Source organism: Thermogladius sp., assembly GCF_049970955.1.
In the GTDB taxonomy this organism is placed as follows: domain Archaea; phylum Thermoproteota; class Thermoprotei_A; order Sulfolobales; family Desulfurococcaceae; genus Thermogladius.
The window spans coordinates 1-14,434 of the sequence record NZ_JBMFLY010000010.1 but is presented as its reverse complement, the minus strand read 5'-3'; the positions used below and the strand labels follow the sequence as shown (position 1 = coordinate 14,434).

Here is a 14,434-nt window from a genome sequence, read left to right as displayed (position 1 = left end):
TAATGCTATATTTGGAGCTGTACCCTCTTGGGCTCCTTCTCCCCCTTCTCGTAGAACAACAGCGGGTTTAGTTTACCCTCCGCCGACAATTTCTTCAAGAACTCGCTGTACCTGCTCGTGTGCTCGATGTCTAGGTCTATGAGACCGTAGAGTAGCACCCTAAGCTTCTCCCACAGCTCCACCAGCATCTCCCTCGGCATGTGAGCTGTGATAGCCGGGTCTTTCAACCACTGGTCGAAGGCCTCTATAGTCCTCATCATGTGCTGGAAGGCCATTCTAGACAGCAGTATCAGGGCGAGTCTATCTGCCTCTTTGTAGTCCGCCTCCGCCTTCTTGAACCCCTCCTTGACCTCCTGTTGCCTCTTAACCCACGCCTCTAGGTTTGCGAAGATGTCCCCCATTGCAACCCACATCCAGGCTGATTGTTAAGGTGTAATTGGTAGCTACCCTAATAAGCTCTAGCCCCCATGAGTCTTGGACAAGTTGAACGGCTTCCCCTCGTAGACCACGTGGCTGGGGAGCTTGTCTCTATAAGCCTCCAGGAATTTGAGGTCTGACTCGGCCTTCCTCTTCTTGTCCGGTAGCAAGTAGACTATACCGTTCTTGATCGGGTACCACCTGCCGCAGTTAGGACAGTAGAGAACGCCCGTCTTGATGCCTACTCTTAAACACCTGTCGCACGGGTACTGCTCCCCCTTGACTACGGGCTTGTTCAAGTAGGCACAGTAATTACGGCATATAGGGAACTCCAGCCCTGTAACATCGACGTCTTGCTCCTCGGACTCCAACACCACTAGCTGGAGAGGGTGGTACTTACACTCGACGCACCGTATAAAGTCTACGCCCCAATAGCGCATCATGCTCTCGCCCTCGTTACTTCGCCGATGATCTTCTCTATCCTCTCAACTATCTCCCTAGCTTTACTCTCGCTCTCCGCCTCCAGCATCACTCTAAGGAGGGGCTCTGTGCCGCTTGGACGGACGAGCACCCAGTAGCCTCTGCCAATCACCTTGACGCCGTCTACGGTTATCTGCCTCTCGTTCTTGAACTCCTCCTTCACCCTCTCGACTACTTTCAGCGCAGTCTCCCTGTCCATGCCGTACTTTTTCTTCAAGACGTAGACCTTGGGCAACATGCCGTACAGCTCACTAGGTTTAGCCCTGAGCCTCGCGAGCATCTCGAGGAACAGCGCCATAGTCATCCCACCGTCCCTAACGTACTGGTGCGGGGGGTACATGAACCCGCCGTTCTCCTCGAACCCGCACAACGCGTCTTGGTGTTTCTTCATCTCGTGGGCTATGTCGACGCTCCCGACCTTCAACCACACTACACTGACGCCCAGAGGCTTAAGCACGTCTTCGATCACGGTACTGCTAGAGACCGCCGTGAAGACCTTAGACCCCTTTTCGCCCCGTTCCTTCTTCAGGTAGTAAGCCAAGAGCGCGGCTGTCCTATCCCCCCACTGCACGACCCCGTTTTCGTCTATCACTATGACCCTGTCCGCGTCGGCATCGTGTGCAAATCCTGCTACGGCCCCGTAGTCCTTAACCAGCTTCGCAGTCTCCACGAGCGTCTCAGGCGTGGGCTCCGGGCTCCTGGCGGGGAAGAGGGGGTCTAGCGTGCCGTTGACGACCACGGCCTTGACGCCGAGCTTCATAGCGATCTTGGGCGTGGTCAAGGCGCCAACGCTGTTGACGGGGTCTACAACTACTTTGAAGCCCGCCTTCGCTATGAGGTCTCTGTCAACGAGTTTGACGACGCCCTCCACGTATATGTCGTTACACACCTTGAACTCGACGACGTCGTTCACCACGCTCCTCCAGCTAGAAACCCTGAACTTGCTGTTCAGGTAGATGTCTTCGATCTCGTCTTCGTGTTCCCTGGGTATCTCGACGCCGTCCGGCCCGATCACCTTTATCCCGTTGTATTCCGGTGGGTTGTGACTCGCGGTGATCATCACGCCTCCGTCAAAACCCTCTTTTTTAACACAGTACTGGAGCGCGGGTGTCGGAGTGTAACCGGCGTCGTATACTTTGACCCCCGCCGACAACAGACCCCCTATCACGATACTCTTGATCATGTCGCCTCCAGCCCTAGAGTCCCTGCCGATGACGACTTTAGACCCCTCTCCAAAGTAGCTGCCTATGGCCTGGGCCATCTTCAAGACGAACTCGGGTGTTAGGGTCTCGTTGACGACGCCTCTAATCCCATCTGTGCCAAAGAACTTACCCAAGACCTACACCTGACGTTCGACCACTAATAAGAGGTGTTACCAAGTATTTTAATAAACTCTGGCAGAACCCTAGGCTAGGAGTGCCCGATGTACGTAGTAGTGCTAGCATCGCAGGGTTGCGACGACCTAGCCGAGGTCAAGAAATACAAGGGCACGAGGAAAGTACTCATGTATACTAGAGGCGTCGAGAGGCTTGTTAGAGGGCTGGCGCGGAGTATAGACGAGGAGGTCGTGCTGGTGAAGGTCAGCGATTTCGGCGAGGAGAACATGCTCAAGCTCTACGTAATGTACCCACCGGAACTCGTTTTAAACTGCGATTGCTCATTTAAATTCACAGGCTACACCGAGCTTGTTAGATCAAGCGGCGTAGAAGAGGTCAACATCTGTCTTGACAAAACATAGACTCGTCATAGGGATAGACGAGGCGGGGAGAGGGCCTTTAATCGGGGATATGGTAGTTACCGGCGTAGCAGTGTCTAGTAGCGTAATAAATATACTCGAACAGCTCGGCGTCAGGGATAGCAAGGCCTTGTCTCCCGGCGCAAGGTCCAAGGCAAGGGCGGCAGTCCTAAGCGAAGTTCCGATGTCTTTCGTCTCGATCTACGTCCACGCCGCCGAAATAGATTCGAAGAACTTAAACACGGCCACGTTAGAGGCCGCCAAGACGGTGCTTCTCCTGATCCGCGAGTTAGCGTGGAGAGGCGGGGAGGTCGAGATCTATGTCGACGAGATAAAGGGCGGGGAGTCCAAGCTCAGACGTTTTTCCATAGAGCTCTACGGGGACAAGCTAGCGGTATTCGTCATGGAGCCAAAGGCCGACTCCAAGTACCCGGTGGTCTCCCTGGCGAGCATAATAGCCAAAACGCTCAGAGACGAGAGTATCCAGCCTGGTAGAGTCCTCTTCGGCGATTTCGGTTCAGGCTACTCCGCTGACCCGAAGACGGTTAAGTGGGTGACCGAGTACTCTAAGCTAAGCCCACCACCACTCATAGTGAGAAGGAAGTGGAGGAACCTGGAGAGACTTGCCCCCTCATGGTGGAAGAAGAGTGCTAGAAGCCTCCTCGACTACATTAAGAGGGGTGAGACCTAGATGGTGACGAACCTTCCAGCCGAGGCCAAGGCCAAGTGGCTGAAAGTACTCGAGGCTAGGACTCTGGAGGAAAAGATCAAAGCCCTCGAAGAGTTCCTATCCGCGGTCCCTAAACACAAGGGGACCGAGAACCTGAGGGAGTGGGCTACTAAAAGACTAGCCGAGCTGAGAGACGAGCTGGAGGAGAGGAAGAGGAAGGCTACCAGGCGGGGGGTAAGCTTCCTTGTAGAGAAGGAGGGGGCTGCCCAGGTAGTACTCGTTGGGCTACCTAACTCGGGTAAGAGCCTTTTAGTCCATAAACTGACAGGTGCTAAAACGAGAGTCTCCGAAGTACCCTTCTCTACGACGTTCCCCCAGGTAGGTATGTTGAGGTACGAAGACATATACTTCCAGCTGGTCGACACCCCACCGATATTGCCGGGTAAAGGCCCGTACAACACCAAGGTCATGGGTCTCTGCCGAAACGCTGACCTGATCCTATTGGTCCTAGACGCTACCAGGGACGTCGTAAGCGACTACCTGGCGTTGAGAAAGGAGCTGGAGTCGGCTGGGATACTGCTTACAAAGCCGAAAGGTAGGGTGGAGATCGAGAGGTTCAAGACCGGGAAAGTGGGTATAAGGGTTACCATGATGGGCGAGCTCGTCAACGCCACTGTCGAGGACGTAAAGAAGCTTCTGGCGTCCTACAACATCTACAACGCGCACGTCAGGATTATAGGTAGCGTAAGCCTCGACGACGTCGAGCACGCGATCTTCGGAAACGTCCTATACAAGCCCTCGGTCACCGTGGTTAACAAGATCGATCTCGGCGACAAGGCGGCCGTCCAGGAGCTCGTGAGCAAGGCTGGCGTTTCTGGCGTGGTCGTAGGGGTGTCAGCGCTGACTGGTGAGGGCCTCGACAAGCTGGGCGAGCTGATCTTCAGGGAGCTGGAGATCATCCGCGTCTACACAAAGTCTCCTCACGGAGGAGTCTCGAATAAGCCGCTCATCCTCAAGAGAGGGGCAACGGTGCTAGACGTCGCCAGGCGCATCCACGAGGACTTCGTTAAGAACTTCCACTACGCCAGGATATGGGGTCCTTCGTCGAAGTACCCCGGCGAGAAGGTCGGGCTCGACCACGTATTAATGGACAAGGACGTTGTCGAGATCCACCTAAAAGACTGACGCCGAATACGTTGCGCTGCCCTGGGTCATCGGCTCGTCTACCCCTGAGCCGATCACGAGCTCAAGAGGCATGACTCGCTTCATCGCCTCACCAATAATGTTCTGCAAGGGGGTTTATGAACTAAGCTCACGTAGCTCCGTGTTGCTCGTACCATATCTTGTAGGCCTCGATCATCTTCGGCGATATGCTCGGCTTCCTTCTGTTTATCACCTGGATGAAGTCCTCCATAGTGAGCCTCCTCTCGATGCTGCCCGAGGTCTTCCCGTCTTGCCTCTCGTTCAACTCCTCCGCGATGTTGTTCTGCACCTCTTTCACGATAGAGGCGATGTCGGCGGAGCTGTACCCCTCGGTCATTTCGGCCAGCTTGTCCAGGTCCAGCTCGTCGGCTTTATAGACGGTAGAGAGCTTGTCGATATAGTACTTGAAGAGCGCCTTCCTGACCTCCTTGTCCGGCGGTGGCACGTACACCCTCTTCTCGAACCTCCTGATGAAGCCTATGTCGAGTTTCCACGGCTTGTTGGTGGCGCCGATTACAAACAGTGGTAGCTTACTGTTTTCTTTCTCCTTCAAACCGTCCATCTCCATCAAGAACTGGTTCCGCATCCTCTTCTCGCCGCCGACCTCGTCGCTGTACTCTTGGAACAGACCGTCTACTTCGTCGATGAAAATGATGACCGGGATACCGCTAGAGGCGATCTCCCTGGCCTTGTTGAACACTTTGGCTACGTTCTTCTCCGACTCTCCAAGCCACTTGCTCATAATTGTCGCGGGGCTCACGTTTATGAGCGCCGCATTTATCTCGTTGGCTAGCGCAATAGATATCTCCGTCTTCCCGCAGCCGGGCGGACCAAACAGGAGTATGCCTTTGGGCCACCCGAGCGGGTATAGGTGTGGCGTCTTTACAGGGTAGATGACTGCCCTCTTCAGGGCCTTCTTCACTTCCTCCAGGTCGACTAGGTCGTCGAACTTCTTCTTGTTACTCCTCTTGTCCGGCATCAAGACCTCTACGTCGTCTTTAGAGGCGTCTCCAGGCGAGCCCCCAGCAACGCTGGCCTTTTCCATGTGTTTCTCAAGTATTTCGATCCTCAACTTGTACTTGGCGATCAAGTCTTTGTAGAAGTCTGCTAGCGAGTTATCCGGGTAGAGCGATAAGTACTTGGAGAAGAGCTCGATAGCGGCCTTGTAGTACTTTATGGCCTTCTCGTACTCCCCTTTCTTGTCTAGCTCGACCGCGAGCCTAGCGTACTCGGTTCCTTTCTCGACTAAGTAGTGCATGGCCATCGGGTACACCCCGAGGAAAAAGGGGGGTCAGTTCAATACCGCTTAACCTTAATTACTCCTTTCTCCTCCAGGTATCTCAGCGCTTCGAAGACCTTTTCCTTGCTCACCCTAAACTTGGACGTAAAGGAGGGCAAGTCCAAGATTCCGCCGCTACTCCTCAGTTCGTCGAGCACCCACTGGGCAATAACGTTTATAGGGACGGACGTCTCCACGGCCACTTCTCTTTTTTCTGTTCGACCCTGCTTACTTGAGAGAGGGGTCTCCGTAGGTGGGAGAGGAGGTAGCTGTGCGGCAGCAGTCTTCGCGTCTCCTTGTGCCTCTTGTACATGCTTCTTGGGTATTGATAGAGTTAGCGTAGATGTCCCCAGGTTGGAGACAGCCATTATACTGGAGACCTTCCTCTCGACCTCGTTGAGCATAGTCGTGAGCTCGGGCGCTATCCTCTCTACTTCGGGCCTTAAGTCTTGTAGCTCCCTTATGACCTCTGGCAGCATCTTCATGGGCTCTTCGACTAGTGTCAGTGTCTCGAGCCTGTACCTCACCCTGAGGAGGTCGTAGGTGACCTTCTCGAATATGGCCATTAGGCTAGAGATGTGCTTTATTTCCTCGTCGAAAATCGCTTGGAACTCCGTCTTCCCGTCCTGGGCGGCCATCTTAGACCTCTTCGCGTGCTCGTCTACGACAGCTTTAAGGCTCCTCTTCGAGGACTCCAGGCTGTTGATCATCCTCTCTAGTATGACTATGGCGTCGTAAAGGTTCTTGGTAGTGGGGTCTTTGGGTTTCAGGGCCCATATTATCCTAGACAGCAAGCCTCCCCGGGTCACAGCACTAGACATGGACAAGCTTAACACCCTGCCGTTGAAGATATGGCTTTAGGAAGGCTTTTAAAAAACCGTCGGAGTCTTATCCCGTTAATACTAGCCGCCTTCGATCACGACAACTGGCATGGGCTGGCCAGAGGGCTGCTGAGGTTGAGGAACGGGGGTCGCCTTGACGGACAGGTCTACAGGCTGGCTCTCTAATGCCTCTATCTTGTCTAAGTGTTGTTTCACGCTCTCCTTCTCCATCTCGCAACTCTCTAAGTGTCTCCTAATCTGCTCGCTTGCGGCTTTGTAGGCTTTTTCAGGTATCTCGCCCGAGAGGTAGCTCACCTTGATACTAGTCATGGCCTTCTCTAGCTCGAGTATCGTGTCCTCCAGCTCGTGTATCCTCTTTCTGAGCATCTCCTTCACGGTCTTAGCGTCTTCCTTCACCTTCATCAGGCTCTCGTCAAGGGACTTCTTGAAAGAGTCATAGGCGTGTTTCGGTAAGTCCTTCCTAGCGTTGAGCTCCTCTAGCGCCGCCATCCTTTTCTTAAGCCTCAAAATCCTGTTCTCGAGCTGAACAGCCATGAACTCCCATTCGGGTAGTAGGACTATGTTGCCGTTCTCGAACTTGAACCTCTCTATGTCTACCTGCTTGAACTCCACATCGCCGAGACTCACCTCTAGTGACCTTACTTTACCGTCTGCGTCACTGTAGAAGCCGATTACGTAACCAAGCCTTCTACCGTAAGGGTCTACAACCGGCTTACCCAGGTACTCGTCGATCTGGTCTACTAGTATCTCCATACTAACACCTCTCGACCGACCAGTTATCCCCATGAGATCCGTTATAAACGACCGGGCTGAGAGAGGCCTAGAGCAGTAATAGAACCCGAGGCTTCCTCAGAAGCCTGGTGCCTGGCATCGCCGCTCGGCGTTCCACGCTTTTAACCGTCATCATCAAAATAGCGTAAGAGCCTCCCTCTTTTTAAATCTAACAACCCGACTCTAGGGAGGGGAATGGCATGGGGCTAGGAGTGGCGTCCCAGGTATTCAGTGGTGTAGCTAACGCGCTATCGGGAGCTGGAGGAGTAGGGGCGGTACTGTTCTTCGTAGGGCTGGCAATAATACTGGTGATAGCGCTGTCGCTGCTAGTAGTAGGACTCGTGAGGCTGATCAAGGCACTTCCAAACATGTCCGTGAGTGGGTTCCTCAAACTAATGGTGGTCACGGCCGCCGTCTTGATCGTCCTAGGGCTAATCCTACCATGATTTTTTACGTCTAGGGCTTCCTCGGAAATACGGTGAAGCCCGGGTACACCGGCTTTTCGACCTCTTCCTCTATCTCCAGCAACCTGTTGTACTTGGCCGTTCTCTCACTTCTAGCTGGCGCTCCCGTCTTTATAAGCCCGGCTCTTACACCGACAGCTATATCGGCGATGGCCGTGTCCTCGGTCTCACCGCTCCTGTGGCTTATTATAGTCCTGTAGCCCGCCGTCTTCGCCATGTCCACAACTGTGAACGTCTCGCTCAGGGTGCCTACTTGGTTTACTTTGACTAGTATAGCGTTAGCGGCCCTTGTAGCAATACCCCTGCCGAGCCTCTCCGGGTTTGTCACGAACAGGTCGTCGCCGACGATGAGGATCTTAGAGCCAAACTCGCTCGTAAACCTAGCGAACGTCTCGAAATCCTCCTCGTGGAACGGGTCCTCGATGCTTACTATCGGGTAGTCGCTCACCAGCCCAGCATAGTACTCCAGTAGCTTATCGCTCGTGAGCTCGGCCCCCTCAACAACGTAAACGCCCTTGTCCTGCTTGTACAGCCTAGAGCTCGCCACGTCGAGAGCTAGGGCTATCTGGTCGCCCGGGCTATAGCCCGCCGCTTTTATGGCCTCCATTAAGAGGTCTAGCGCGTCCCTCGTCCTCTCTAGTGGTGGCGCGAAACCGCCCTCGTCTCCCACGTTGGTGGCCATAGGCCCGAACTTGTTCTTCAGTATGTTCTTAAGCTCGTGGTATACCTCGACGCTCGCTCTAAGAGCGTCGCTGAAGCTGGTAAACCCGGCGGGGACGATCATGAACTCCTGGAAGTCGAGTTTGTTGCCAGCGTGAACCCCTCCGTTTATTATGTTGAGCATGGGAACCGGTAGCACGTTCGCCTGCTTACCACCTATGTACTGGTAGAGCGGTACTTCCATGGTATGAGCCGCCGCCTTCGCGACCGCTATACTGGTAGCAACTATAGCGTTACCACCGATTCTTGCCTTGTTCTTCGTCCCGTCGATCTCGATCATCTTCATGTCGATCTCGTACTGTTTTCTAGAGTCCATCCCTATGATCACGGGGGCTATCATCTTGTTGACGTTCTCGACCGCTCTCTTAACGCCTTTACCGTGAAACTCCCTACCGCCGTCTCTTAGCTCGAGGGCCTCGTGTGTTCCGGTGGATGCGCCGCTGGGAGCGTAGCCCACGCCTACGCCGAGACCCTCTGTTACAACCTTCACCTGGACTGTTGGGTTCCCCCTGCTGTCGAGAACCCACCTACCCCTGACACTCTTTATTAGGAACGCCTCGTCATACTCTGAGTGGTAAACGAGGTGCACAATACTCACCCCAGAGGAGTACGCTATGTTTCCAGCTATGGTCTTAGAAGTAATAACTTTAACTCTAGTAATGGTGGCCTACGTCCTGTTCACCAGTTTCTCGTACGAGAAGATAAAGAACAGGGCTATCTACGTGGCATACCCGTCTACTCTCCTGTACTTAGCACTCGTCGTGGTGTCGGCCAGGAGAGGGGAGGTTGCCTACCCTGTCCTAGTGGGCCTCGCCGTGGTCGTGGTCTACTGGTTGACAGATAAGCTGGCCCGAGGGTTGGCATCACTGTTATTAACTCCACTACTCCTATACTTAGCATTAATCCTAGCGTTGAGGGGGTGGCCGTGAGTAAGCAGTTGACGTGCCCTAGGTGCGGGAGCACCGACGTCGCGGTCGAGAAGACGTGGCAACTGGTATCGCCGCTACCCGACAGCGCTGGCAGGATAACGATAACCGTCATGGGCATGGTCAAGTGTAATAGGTGTGGACACAGGTGGAGGGCAACGATCAGCAAGCTGAAGGTCGGTGGAAGCGGTGTTGAAATCGAGGGCGGTAAGAGGTTCGAGGAGAAAGAGGAGAGGAAACCCAAAGAGATAGTACTCGACGTAGACGAAATCCTCCGCGAGGAGGGGCCTTGAGGGGCCTAACCCGGGCTGTTCTTAAAGCCCTGACACTTGTACTAGTAGTCGCCGTCTTAACGCAAGTACTCCTTTACTTGATAAACAGCTCGCAGACGACGGTAGCCGTTGTAGAGGGCTCGAGTATGTACCCTCTTATGAGAGAAGGCGATCTGGTCTTCGCTTACCGCCCAGCGCCCAATGAAATCAGGGTCGGCGATGTCGTCATCTACAGGGTTTACAACAAACTGATCATACACAGGGTGATAGATGTCAGAGTAAAGAACGGGGAGTACTACTACGTAACCCAGGGCGATAACAATCCTATACCAGACTACATATACTTCGACGTCGTCGACGGGGTCCCTGTAGGAGTGTCCTACAGCAGGATCGTCGGGGTGGTCCTCTCAGTGGAAGGGCACACGTTTAAGATCCCGTACTTGGGTTACCTCGCGATATGGTATCACGAGCTAGTCAAGTCCTAGGACGTCCCCCCTAAGGACGGCCTCGGCTACCTCCTTGACCCACTTACCGGTGGACTTGGACTTCACCACACGCTTCAGGTAGTCCTGGAAGGAGACGTCCTCTCTCCTAGACCACTCCAGGTAGCCTTCCTTTAACCTCTTATACGCCTCGTAGTGATATCTACACATATTGCCGGACAACGCCTGCCTACCGCATATCACGCACTTGCTGACCGGGGCGATCAGACCGAGCCTTATTGCCAGCTCCTTCCCGACATCGCTTTTCCTAGGCTCGAATTTCTCGATCAGCGAAGACAACGTCTGCTTGGCTTTCTCTACCACGATGCTGCGAGAAGTCTTACCTACTCTTATATCCTCGAGGGACTTCTCGAACTCCCTTGTCAGCTCCACCTTAGTTAGCTCGGGGAAGAACTCCTCTATGACCTCGATCACCCCGAGACCCAGGTCTGTTATCTCGACCCCTTTAGAGCTCATCTTTAAGTAGCCCCTGTCAAATAGCGTCTCGATAATTCTAGCCCTCGTAGACTCGGTCCCTATCTCAACAGACTCCATCCACTTGAGAATGCTCATTTTAGTAGGCCTATTGGGGGGCTTACTCGACATTCTCTTCAAATTGACCTCGACGACCCTCACCAACTCCCCCCTCCTGAACACGGGGATCTTCCTCTCCTCGGGTGTGTGGAAGTAGTAGTATGACAGCCACCCCTTCTTGACGAGGTACTGCCCCTCACTGTAGAACGTCTCGCCCGGGACGCCAGCAGAGAAAACGACCCGCTGCCTCACAAGCTCGTAGGGGCGGCTGAAAACCGCGAGGAACCTCCTGACCACTAGGTCGTAAACTTTGAGCATATCTGGAGGTAGGTTGTGTGGGGGCTTGACACCTGTTGGGTATATCGCCGGGTGTGCCGGGTCGTCTTTAGGGCCTTCTCTCGGTTTCAGGCGACCACCCGTCTCGGATACCAGTTGCGCTACGAGACTCCTGTAAGCAGGGTTCTCGGCTAGTTGGTCTAGTATCGCCCTGTAGTTCAGCGTAGGCGGGAGTTTCTGGCTGTTTGTACGGGGGTAGCTTATCAACGCCTCTAAGTACAGCCTCTCGGCGATCTCCTGTGTTTTGTACGGGCTGAAACCATATATTCTGTACGCCTCCTCCTGTAGGTCGCCCAAGTTAAACGGGAACGGGGGCGGTACCGAGACCCTTTCCTCTGTGTAGTCCTCGACCTGAACGTATTTCTTTTCTTTAATTAGAGAGGCTACCCGGAGGGCTTCACGCTGGGTTTCGAATACACCTTTCTCCCTCGAAGCACTGACTCTCGCATTGTTTTTCTCGACTACTAGGCTTAGCGAGAAGATCGGGTAAGGTATATGGAGGTTTCTCTCGGTCAATTGCTGGGCAACGTATGCTAGTGTTGGTGTCTGTACTCTCCCAGCGCTAAGTATTACCCTTTTGCCCACGACTTTCTCGACGGCCGACATCAGAGCCCTGCTTATGTTTACTCCCCACAACCAGTCGAGTTCGTGCCTCGCCAGCCCCGCCTCTATCATCTCGTAGTCCAGCCTGGTCAGTCTCTTAAACGACTCTCTTAGCTCTGCGGGCGTCAATGACGAGAACTTTGCCCTGAGAGCCTTCCTAGGGTCTCCAAGGAACTTTATTATGAGGAAGCCTATGACCGAGCCCTCAATGTCGTAGTCGCATGCATTTATATAGTAGTCCCTGTCCCTGCAAGCCTCTGCGAGCGCTAGGTAGAACTTCTTTATGTGCAGAGACTTCCTGTCGACCTCGAACAAAGGTACCCACTCGTATGAAAAAACAGGGTAGCCGGAGAGCTTCGTTGACAGGTTGAAGATGTGCCCCGCCGCGCTTGCGACCGTCACCTCGAGACCGTTGCCCTTGTACACGTATAGGGGGATACCCTGTATCGTGATCTTACGGTAACTAGGCAGGACGGCAGACGCGATCTTGCTGGCCGCTTTAGGCTTCTCGGCTATGATGACGACCCTGCCTCTCAGTTGCCACAGGTTTACGAACGACGTCACATAGTCCACCGTGCAGGTCTACGGGGGAGGCCTCTTGTTACATCAGTACCATGATTATATTATGGGATGGGGGCTGTTAAAGCGAGCAAGACCAGGTACAGCGCTAGGTAGATCAAGTTGTGAGACTCGCTATACTGGTTAGCCGAGCCAGGGTGCTGGTACCTGCCGAAGAGGAGCTTGAACAGTAGGGCTATGATCCCTATCCGCAGGTATACTCCGTAGAAGATGCCGAGCGACATCAATAAGGCAATGCTAGCCCAACCGGCGAGGTCGTACAGAGACGGCGACAAGTAGCTCCTGAGAACGTGTCCGCCGTCCAACTGTCCTATCGGGAGGAGGTTTAGGAACGTCACCAAGAAGACTATGTAGCTTATGAACGCAAGCGGGTGGACGAGTATAGTGTAACCCTGGGGGACCATGAAGTACTCGAGTACCTGGAAGACCAGCGGGACGCCTGCGAGCGGGGACGCCAAACCTGCCTCGACCATTGACTGTGCTTGTTGAACTGTTAGGGGTTGCGATAAGAGGATTCCAATAGGTGCTATGACTAGCCCTGCCAAAAACCCGAAGAGGGGTCCTGAAATCCCTATTTGAGACAAGCTCTTCTTATCTGGCGGTATGGTCTTCATGCTTATGACAGCCCCGAAAGTGCCTATGAAGCCTAGCTGTATCGGGGGGGCCGGAATAAAGAAGGGCCCCTCTATAAGCACACCGCTCCTCTTGCTCGCCAGAATGTGGCCGAACTCGTGAACGGCCAGGGCGACTATGAATATGACGGTGTAGACGACACTCCATGCGACAACGTCAGCCGTGGCAGTGTAAAAGGACGCCGAGAGTCCGAGACCTGTAGCGAAGACTGTGGCCATAGTGGCGAGCAGGAGAGGAATCTTCCACCTAGACCGCTTACTGCTGATCGGTATAATCCTGAAAACCGGCTTCTCGGACTTCAACTGTGCTGCCATGTAGCCTTTCTTTACCAGCTCTCGATATACCCTGTTAAAGAGTTCTTCGCTCAATGGTTCTACGAGGATTACGTCTGCTACTTCGCCTATACCAGCCGAGTAGTAAGTGCTATAGCCTTCTACTCTGACTCCAGCTCTCGAGAATAGATTCAAGATATCGCTTAATATCGTCTGTAATAAGCTTGTTGACTGGTACGAGCTTTGTGCTTCCATCAACGCCCCTCCTCTTAATAGACATTGGCAACAGTCCTCTTATTAACTCAGCTATGGCAATCGCGACAGGGTCTTTTATGGGGAAAGATGAAATGTCGAAAAGGGGAGGGGCGCCGTAGGCTAGCTGGAGCGCTCTAGCCCCTACAACGCGTGCCACTTCAAACCGCGTGAGCTTGTTGTAGTAGAGCTTCTCAGTCTCAGGCGTCGACATCTAGAAACACCGTATTTTCAATAAACACTCAGCATAGAGAACTGGGATTAGTTGTTTGGTTAAAAAATGTTTCCCTTAAAAGCTGGTCTTACCAGGGGATGTCTCTTCCTCTTCCTTCTTCTCCTTCTCCTTCTTCTCCTCTTTCTCCTTCTTCAGCGGGCTGGCGGCAATTATGTCGTCTATCTTCAGTATCGTGACTGCGGCCTCGGCAGCCGTCTTGATCATCGAGCTCTTCACAAGCAGCGGCTCAACGACGCTGATGGCAGTCATGTCCTCTCTCACAACACCATTTATGACGTCAATCCCAGCGTTGACTTTGCCCTCGCTGTGGTATTGTCTCAGTTTCATTAGGGTCTCCAGCGGGTCTAGGCCGGCGGTCTCTGCTAGTATCAAAGGTATCTCCTCAAGGGCGGAGGCAAACGCCTCTATAGCCAGTTGCTCCTTGCCTCCGATCTTTGCGGCGTACTCTCTAAGCTTCAAAGCGACAGCTATCTCTGTGGCTCCACCGCCCGGGACTATCTTAGGCACCCTCAACACGTTCCTCAGTACATTGAGGGCGTCCTTCAAGCTCCTCTCTATCTCGTCGAGCACCATGTCGCTGGCTCCTCTTACTAGTATTGTGACCGCCTTCGGGTTCTTGCAGCCCTCTACGAACACCATCTTGTCGTTGCCCACTCTCCTCTCCTCTACTAGCGCGGCGTAGCCTAGGTCTTCGGGCTTCAGGTCCCTCACGCTGCTGACGATCTTGCC

General features: G+C 53.7%; 18 protein-coding genes. 7 read left to right on the top strand and 11 right to left on the bottom strand.

Going from position 1 to position 14,434, the window contains the following annotated elements; all coding sequences use genetic code 11:
- Positions 1-5 precede the first annotated feature (5 nt).
- Genes ACP5VX_RS02735 through glmM form a run of 3 tightly spaced genes read right to left on the bottom strand, consistent with a single transcriptional unit; the run spans position 6 to position 2,233 of the window.
- Positions 6-401, bottom strand: a complete 396-nt coding sequence (locus tag ACP5VX_RS02735; protein ID WP_428724384.1) for a DUF2153 domain-containing protein — start codon at positions 399-401, stop codon at positions 6-8.
- 57 nt (positions 402-458) lie between these two features.
- Positions 459-860: a Trm112 family protein gene (locus tag ACP5VX_RS02730; RefSeq protein ID WP_428724372.1), complete on the bottom strand. Its 402-nt coding sequence runs from the start codon at positions 858-860 to the stop codon at positions 459-461.
- Positions 857-2,233 carry a phosphoglucosamine mutase gene (gene glmM, locus ACP5VX_RS02725; protein ID WP_428724371.1) on the bottom strand — a complete coding sequence of 459 codons (1,377 nt, stop codon included), beginning with the start codon at positions 2,231-2,233 and terminating at the stop codon, positions 857-859. The genes ACP5VX_RS02730 and glmM overlap by 4 nt, the downstream gene beginning before the upstream one ends.
- Positions 2,234-2,320: 87 nt before the next feature.
- On the opposite strand from glmM, the gene ACP5VX_RS02720 reads away from it, so the two are divergent.
- Genes ACP5VX_RS02720 through ACP5VX_RS02710 form a run of 3 tightly spaced genes read left to right on the top strand, consistent with a single transcriptional unit; the run spans position 2,321 to position 4,487 of the window.
- The gene (locus tag ACP5VX_RS02720; RefSeq protein WP_428724370.1) at positions 2,321-2,635 is read left to right on the top strand and encodes a hypothetical protein; all 315 of its coding nucleotides are present in this window, start codon (positions 2,321-2,323) and stop codon (positions 2,633-2,635) included.
- Positions 2,622-3,323, top strand: coding sequence for a ribonuclease HII (gene rnhB / locus ACP5VX_RS02715; RefSeq protein ID WP_428724369.1), 702 nt, complete (start codon positions 2,622-2,624; stop codon positions 3,321-3,323). The genes ACP5VX_RS02720 and rnhB overlap by 14 nt, the downstream gene beginning before the upstream one ends.
- Positions 3,324-4,487 (top strand): OBG GTPase family GTP-binding protein, encoded by a 1,164-nt coding sequence (locus ACP5VX_RS02710; RefSeq protein WP_428724368.1) that lies wholly within the window; start codon positions 3,324-3,326, stop codon positions 4,485-4,487.
- A 127-nt stretch (positions 4,488-4,614) separates the two neighbouring features.
- Here the strand turns inward: ACP5VX_RS02710 and ACP5VX_RS02705 are convergent, their stop codons facing one another.
- The 3 genes from ACP5VX_RS02705 to ACP5VX_RS02695 form a co-directional block, all read right to left on the bottom strand.
- On the bottom strand, positions 4,615-5,769 hold the full coding sequence (locus ACP5VX_RS02705) for an AAA family ATPase (RefSeq protein WP_428724367.1): 1,155 nt from the start codon (positions 5,767-5,769) through the stop codon (positions 4,615-4,617).
- Between the two features lie 32 nt (positions 5,770-5,801).
- The gene (locus tag ACP5VX_RS02700) at positions 5,802-6,605 is read right to left on the bottom strand and encodes a Snf7 family protein (protein WP_428724383.1); all 804 of its coding nucleotides are present in this window, start codon (positions 6,603-6,605) and stop codon (positions 5,802-5,804) included.
- 81 nt (positions 6,606-6,686) lie between these two features.
- Entirely contained in the window at positions 6,687-7,379 is a 693-nt protein-coding gene (locus ACP5VX_RS02695) for a CdvA-like protein (RefSeq protein WP_428724366.1), read from the bottom strand.
- Positions 7,380-7,597: 218 nt separating this feature from the next.
- On the opposite strand from ACP5VX_RS02695, the gene ACP5VX_RS02690 reads away from it, so the two are divergent.
- The gene (locus ACP5VX_RS02690) at positions 7,598-7,843 is read left to right on the top strand and encodes a hypothetical protein (protein ID WP_428724365.1); all 246 of its coding nucleotides are present in this window, start codon (positions 7,598-7,600) and stop codon (positions 7,841-7,843) included.
- 10 nt (positions 7,844-7,853) lie between these two features.
- Here the strand turns inward: ACP5VX_RS02690 and eno are convergent, their stop codons facing one another.
- Positions 7,854-9,170, bottom strand: a complete 1,317-nt coding sequence (eno, locus tag ACP5VX_RS02685) for a phosphopyruvate hydratase (RefSeq protein ID WP_428724364.1) — start codon at positions 9,168-9,170, stop codon at positions 7,854-7,856.
- Between the two features lie 25 nt (positions 9,171-9,195).
- On the opposite strand from eno, the gene ACP5VX_RS02680 reads away from it, so the two are divergent.
- Genes ACP5VX_RS02680 through ACP5VX_RS02670 form a run of 3 tightly spaced genes read left to right on the top strand, consistent with a single transcriptional unit; the run spans position 9,196 to position 10,264 of the window.
- Positions 9,196-9,510 (top strand): hypothetical protein, encoded by a 315-nt coding sequence (locus tag ACP5VX_RS02680; RefSeq protein WP_428724363.1) that lies wholly within the window; start codon positions 9,196-9,198, stop codon positions 9,508-9,510.
- Positions 9,501-9,800: a chromatin protein Cren7 gene (locus ACP5VX_RS02675; protein ID WP_428724362.1), complete on the top strand. Its 300-nt coding sequence runs from the start codon at positions 9,501-9,503 to the stop codon at positions 9,798-9,800. Before ACP5VX_RS02680 ends, ACP5VX_RS02675 begins: the two co-directional genes overlap by 10 nt.
- Complete coding sequence (locus ACP5VX_RS02670) at positions 9,797-10,264, top strand: signal peptidase I (RefSeq protein WP_428724361.1); 468 nt, start codon at positions 9,797-9,799, stop codon at positions 10,262-10,264. The genes ACP5VX_RS02675 and ACP5VX_RS02670 overlap by 4 nt, the downstream gene beginning before the upstream one ends.
- Here ACP5VX_RS02670 and ACP5VX_RS02665 read toward each other — a convergent pair.
- From ACP5VX_RS02665 to ACP5VX_RS02650, 4 genes are all read right to left on the bottom strand, one after another.
- The gene (locus ACP5VX_RS02665) at positions 10,250-12,298 is read right to left on the bottom strand and encodes a DNA topoisomerase I (protein ID WP_428724360.1); all 2,049 of its coding nucleotides are present in this window, start codon (positions 12,296-12,298) and stop codon (positions 10,250-10,252) included. The genes ACP5VX_RS02670 and ACP5VX_RS02665 overlap by 15 nt on opposite strands.
- A 59-nt stretch (positions 12,299-12,357) precedes the next feature.
- Positions 12,358-13,413, bottom strand: coding sequence for a site-2 protease family protein (locus tag ACP5VX_RS02660; RefSeq protein ID WP_428724359.1), 1,056 nt, complete (start codon positions 13,411-13,413; stop codon positions 12,358-12,360).
- Entirely contained in the window at positions 13,370-13,684 is a 315-nt protein-coding gene (locus tag ACP5VX_RS02655; RefSeq protein WP_428724358.1) for a DNA-directed RNA polymerase subunit K, read from the bottom strand. Before ACP5VX_RS02655 ends, ACP5VX_RS02660 begins: the two co-directional genes overlap by 44 nt.
- Positions 13,685-13,759: 75 nt before the next feature.
- Positions 13,760-14,434: TCP-1/cpn60 chaperonin family protein (locus ACP5VX_RS02650; RefSeq protein ID WP_428724357.1), on the bottom strand; the 675-nt coding region annotated here is incomplete at its 5' end.

Excerpts from the sequence above, each read along its gene's own strand:
- ACP5VX_RS02680 (WP_428724363.1), top strand. The coding sequence starts at position 9,196 with ATGTTTCCAGCTATGGTCTTAGAAGTAATAACTTTAACTCTAGTAATG.
- ACP5VX_RS02710 (WP_428724368.1), top strand. The coding sequence starts at position 3,324 with ATGGTGACGAACCTTCCAGCCGAGGCCAAGGCCAAGTGGCTGAAAGTA.
- ACP5VX_RS02695 (WP_428724366.1), bottom strand. The coding sequence starts at position 7,379 with ATGGAGATACTAGTAGACCAGATCGACGAGTACCTGGGTAAGCCGGTT.
- ACP5VX_RS02720 (WP_428724370.1), top strand. The coding sequence starts at position 2,321 with ATGTACGTAGTAGTGCTAGCATCGCAGGGTTGCGACGACCTAGCCGAG.
- ACP5VX_RS02730 (WP_428724372.1), bottom strand. The coding sequence starts at position 860 with ATGATGCGCTATTGGGGCGTAGACTTTATACGGTGCGTCGAGTGTAAG.
- ACP5VX_RS02705 (WP_428724367.1), bottom strand. The coding sequence starts at position 5,769 with ATGGCCATGCACTACTTAGTCGAGAAAGGAACCGAGTACGCTAGGCTC.
- ACP5VX_RS02735 (WP_428724384.1), bottom strand. The coding sequence starts at position 401 with ATGGGGGACATCTTCGCAAACCTAGAGGCGTGGGTTAAGAGGCAACAG.
- ACP5VX_RS02700 (WP_428724383.1), bottom strand. The coding sequence starts at position 6,605 with ATGTCTAGTGCTGTGACCCGGGGAGGCTTGCTGTCTAGGATAATATGG.
- ACP5VX_RS02655 (WP_428724358.1), bottom strand. The coding sequence starts at position 13,684 with ATGTCGACGCCTGAGACTGAGAAGCTCTACTACAACAAGCTCACGCGG.
- ACP5VX_RS02690 (WP_428724365.1), top strand. The coding sequence starts at position 7,598 with ATGGGGCTAGGAGTGGCGTCCCAGGTATTCAGTGGTGTAGCTAACGCG.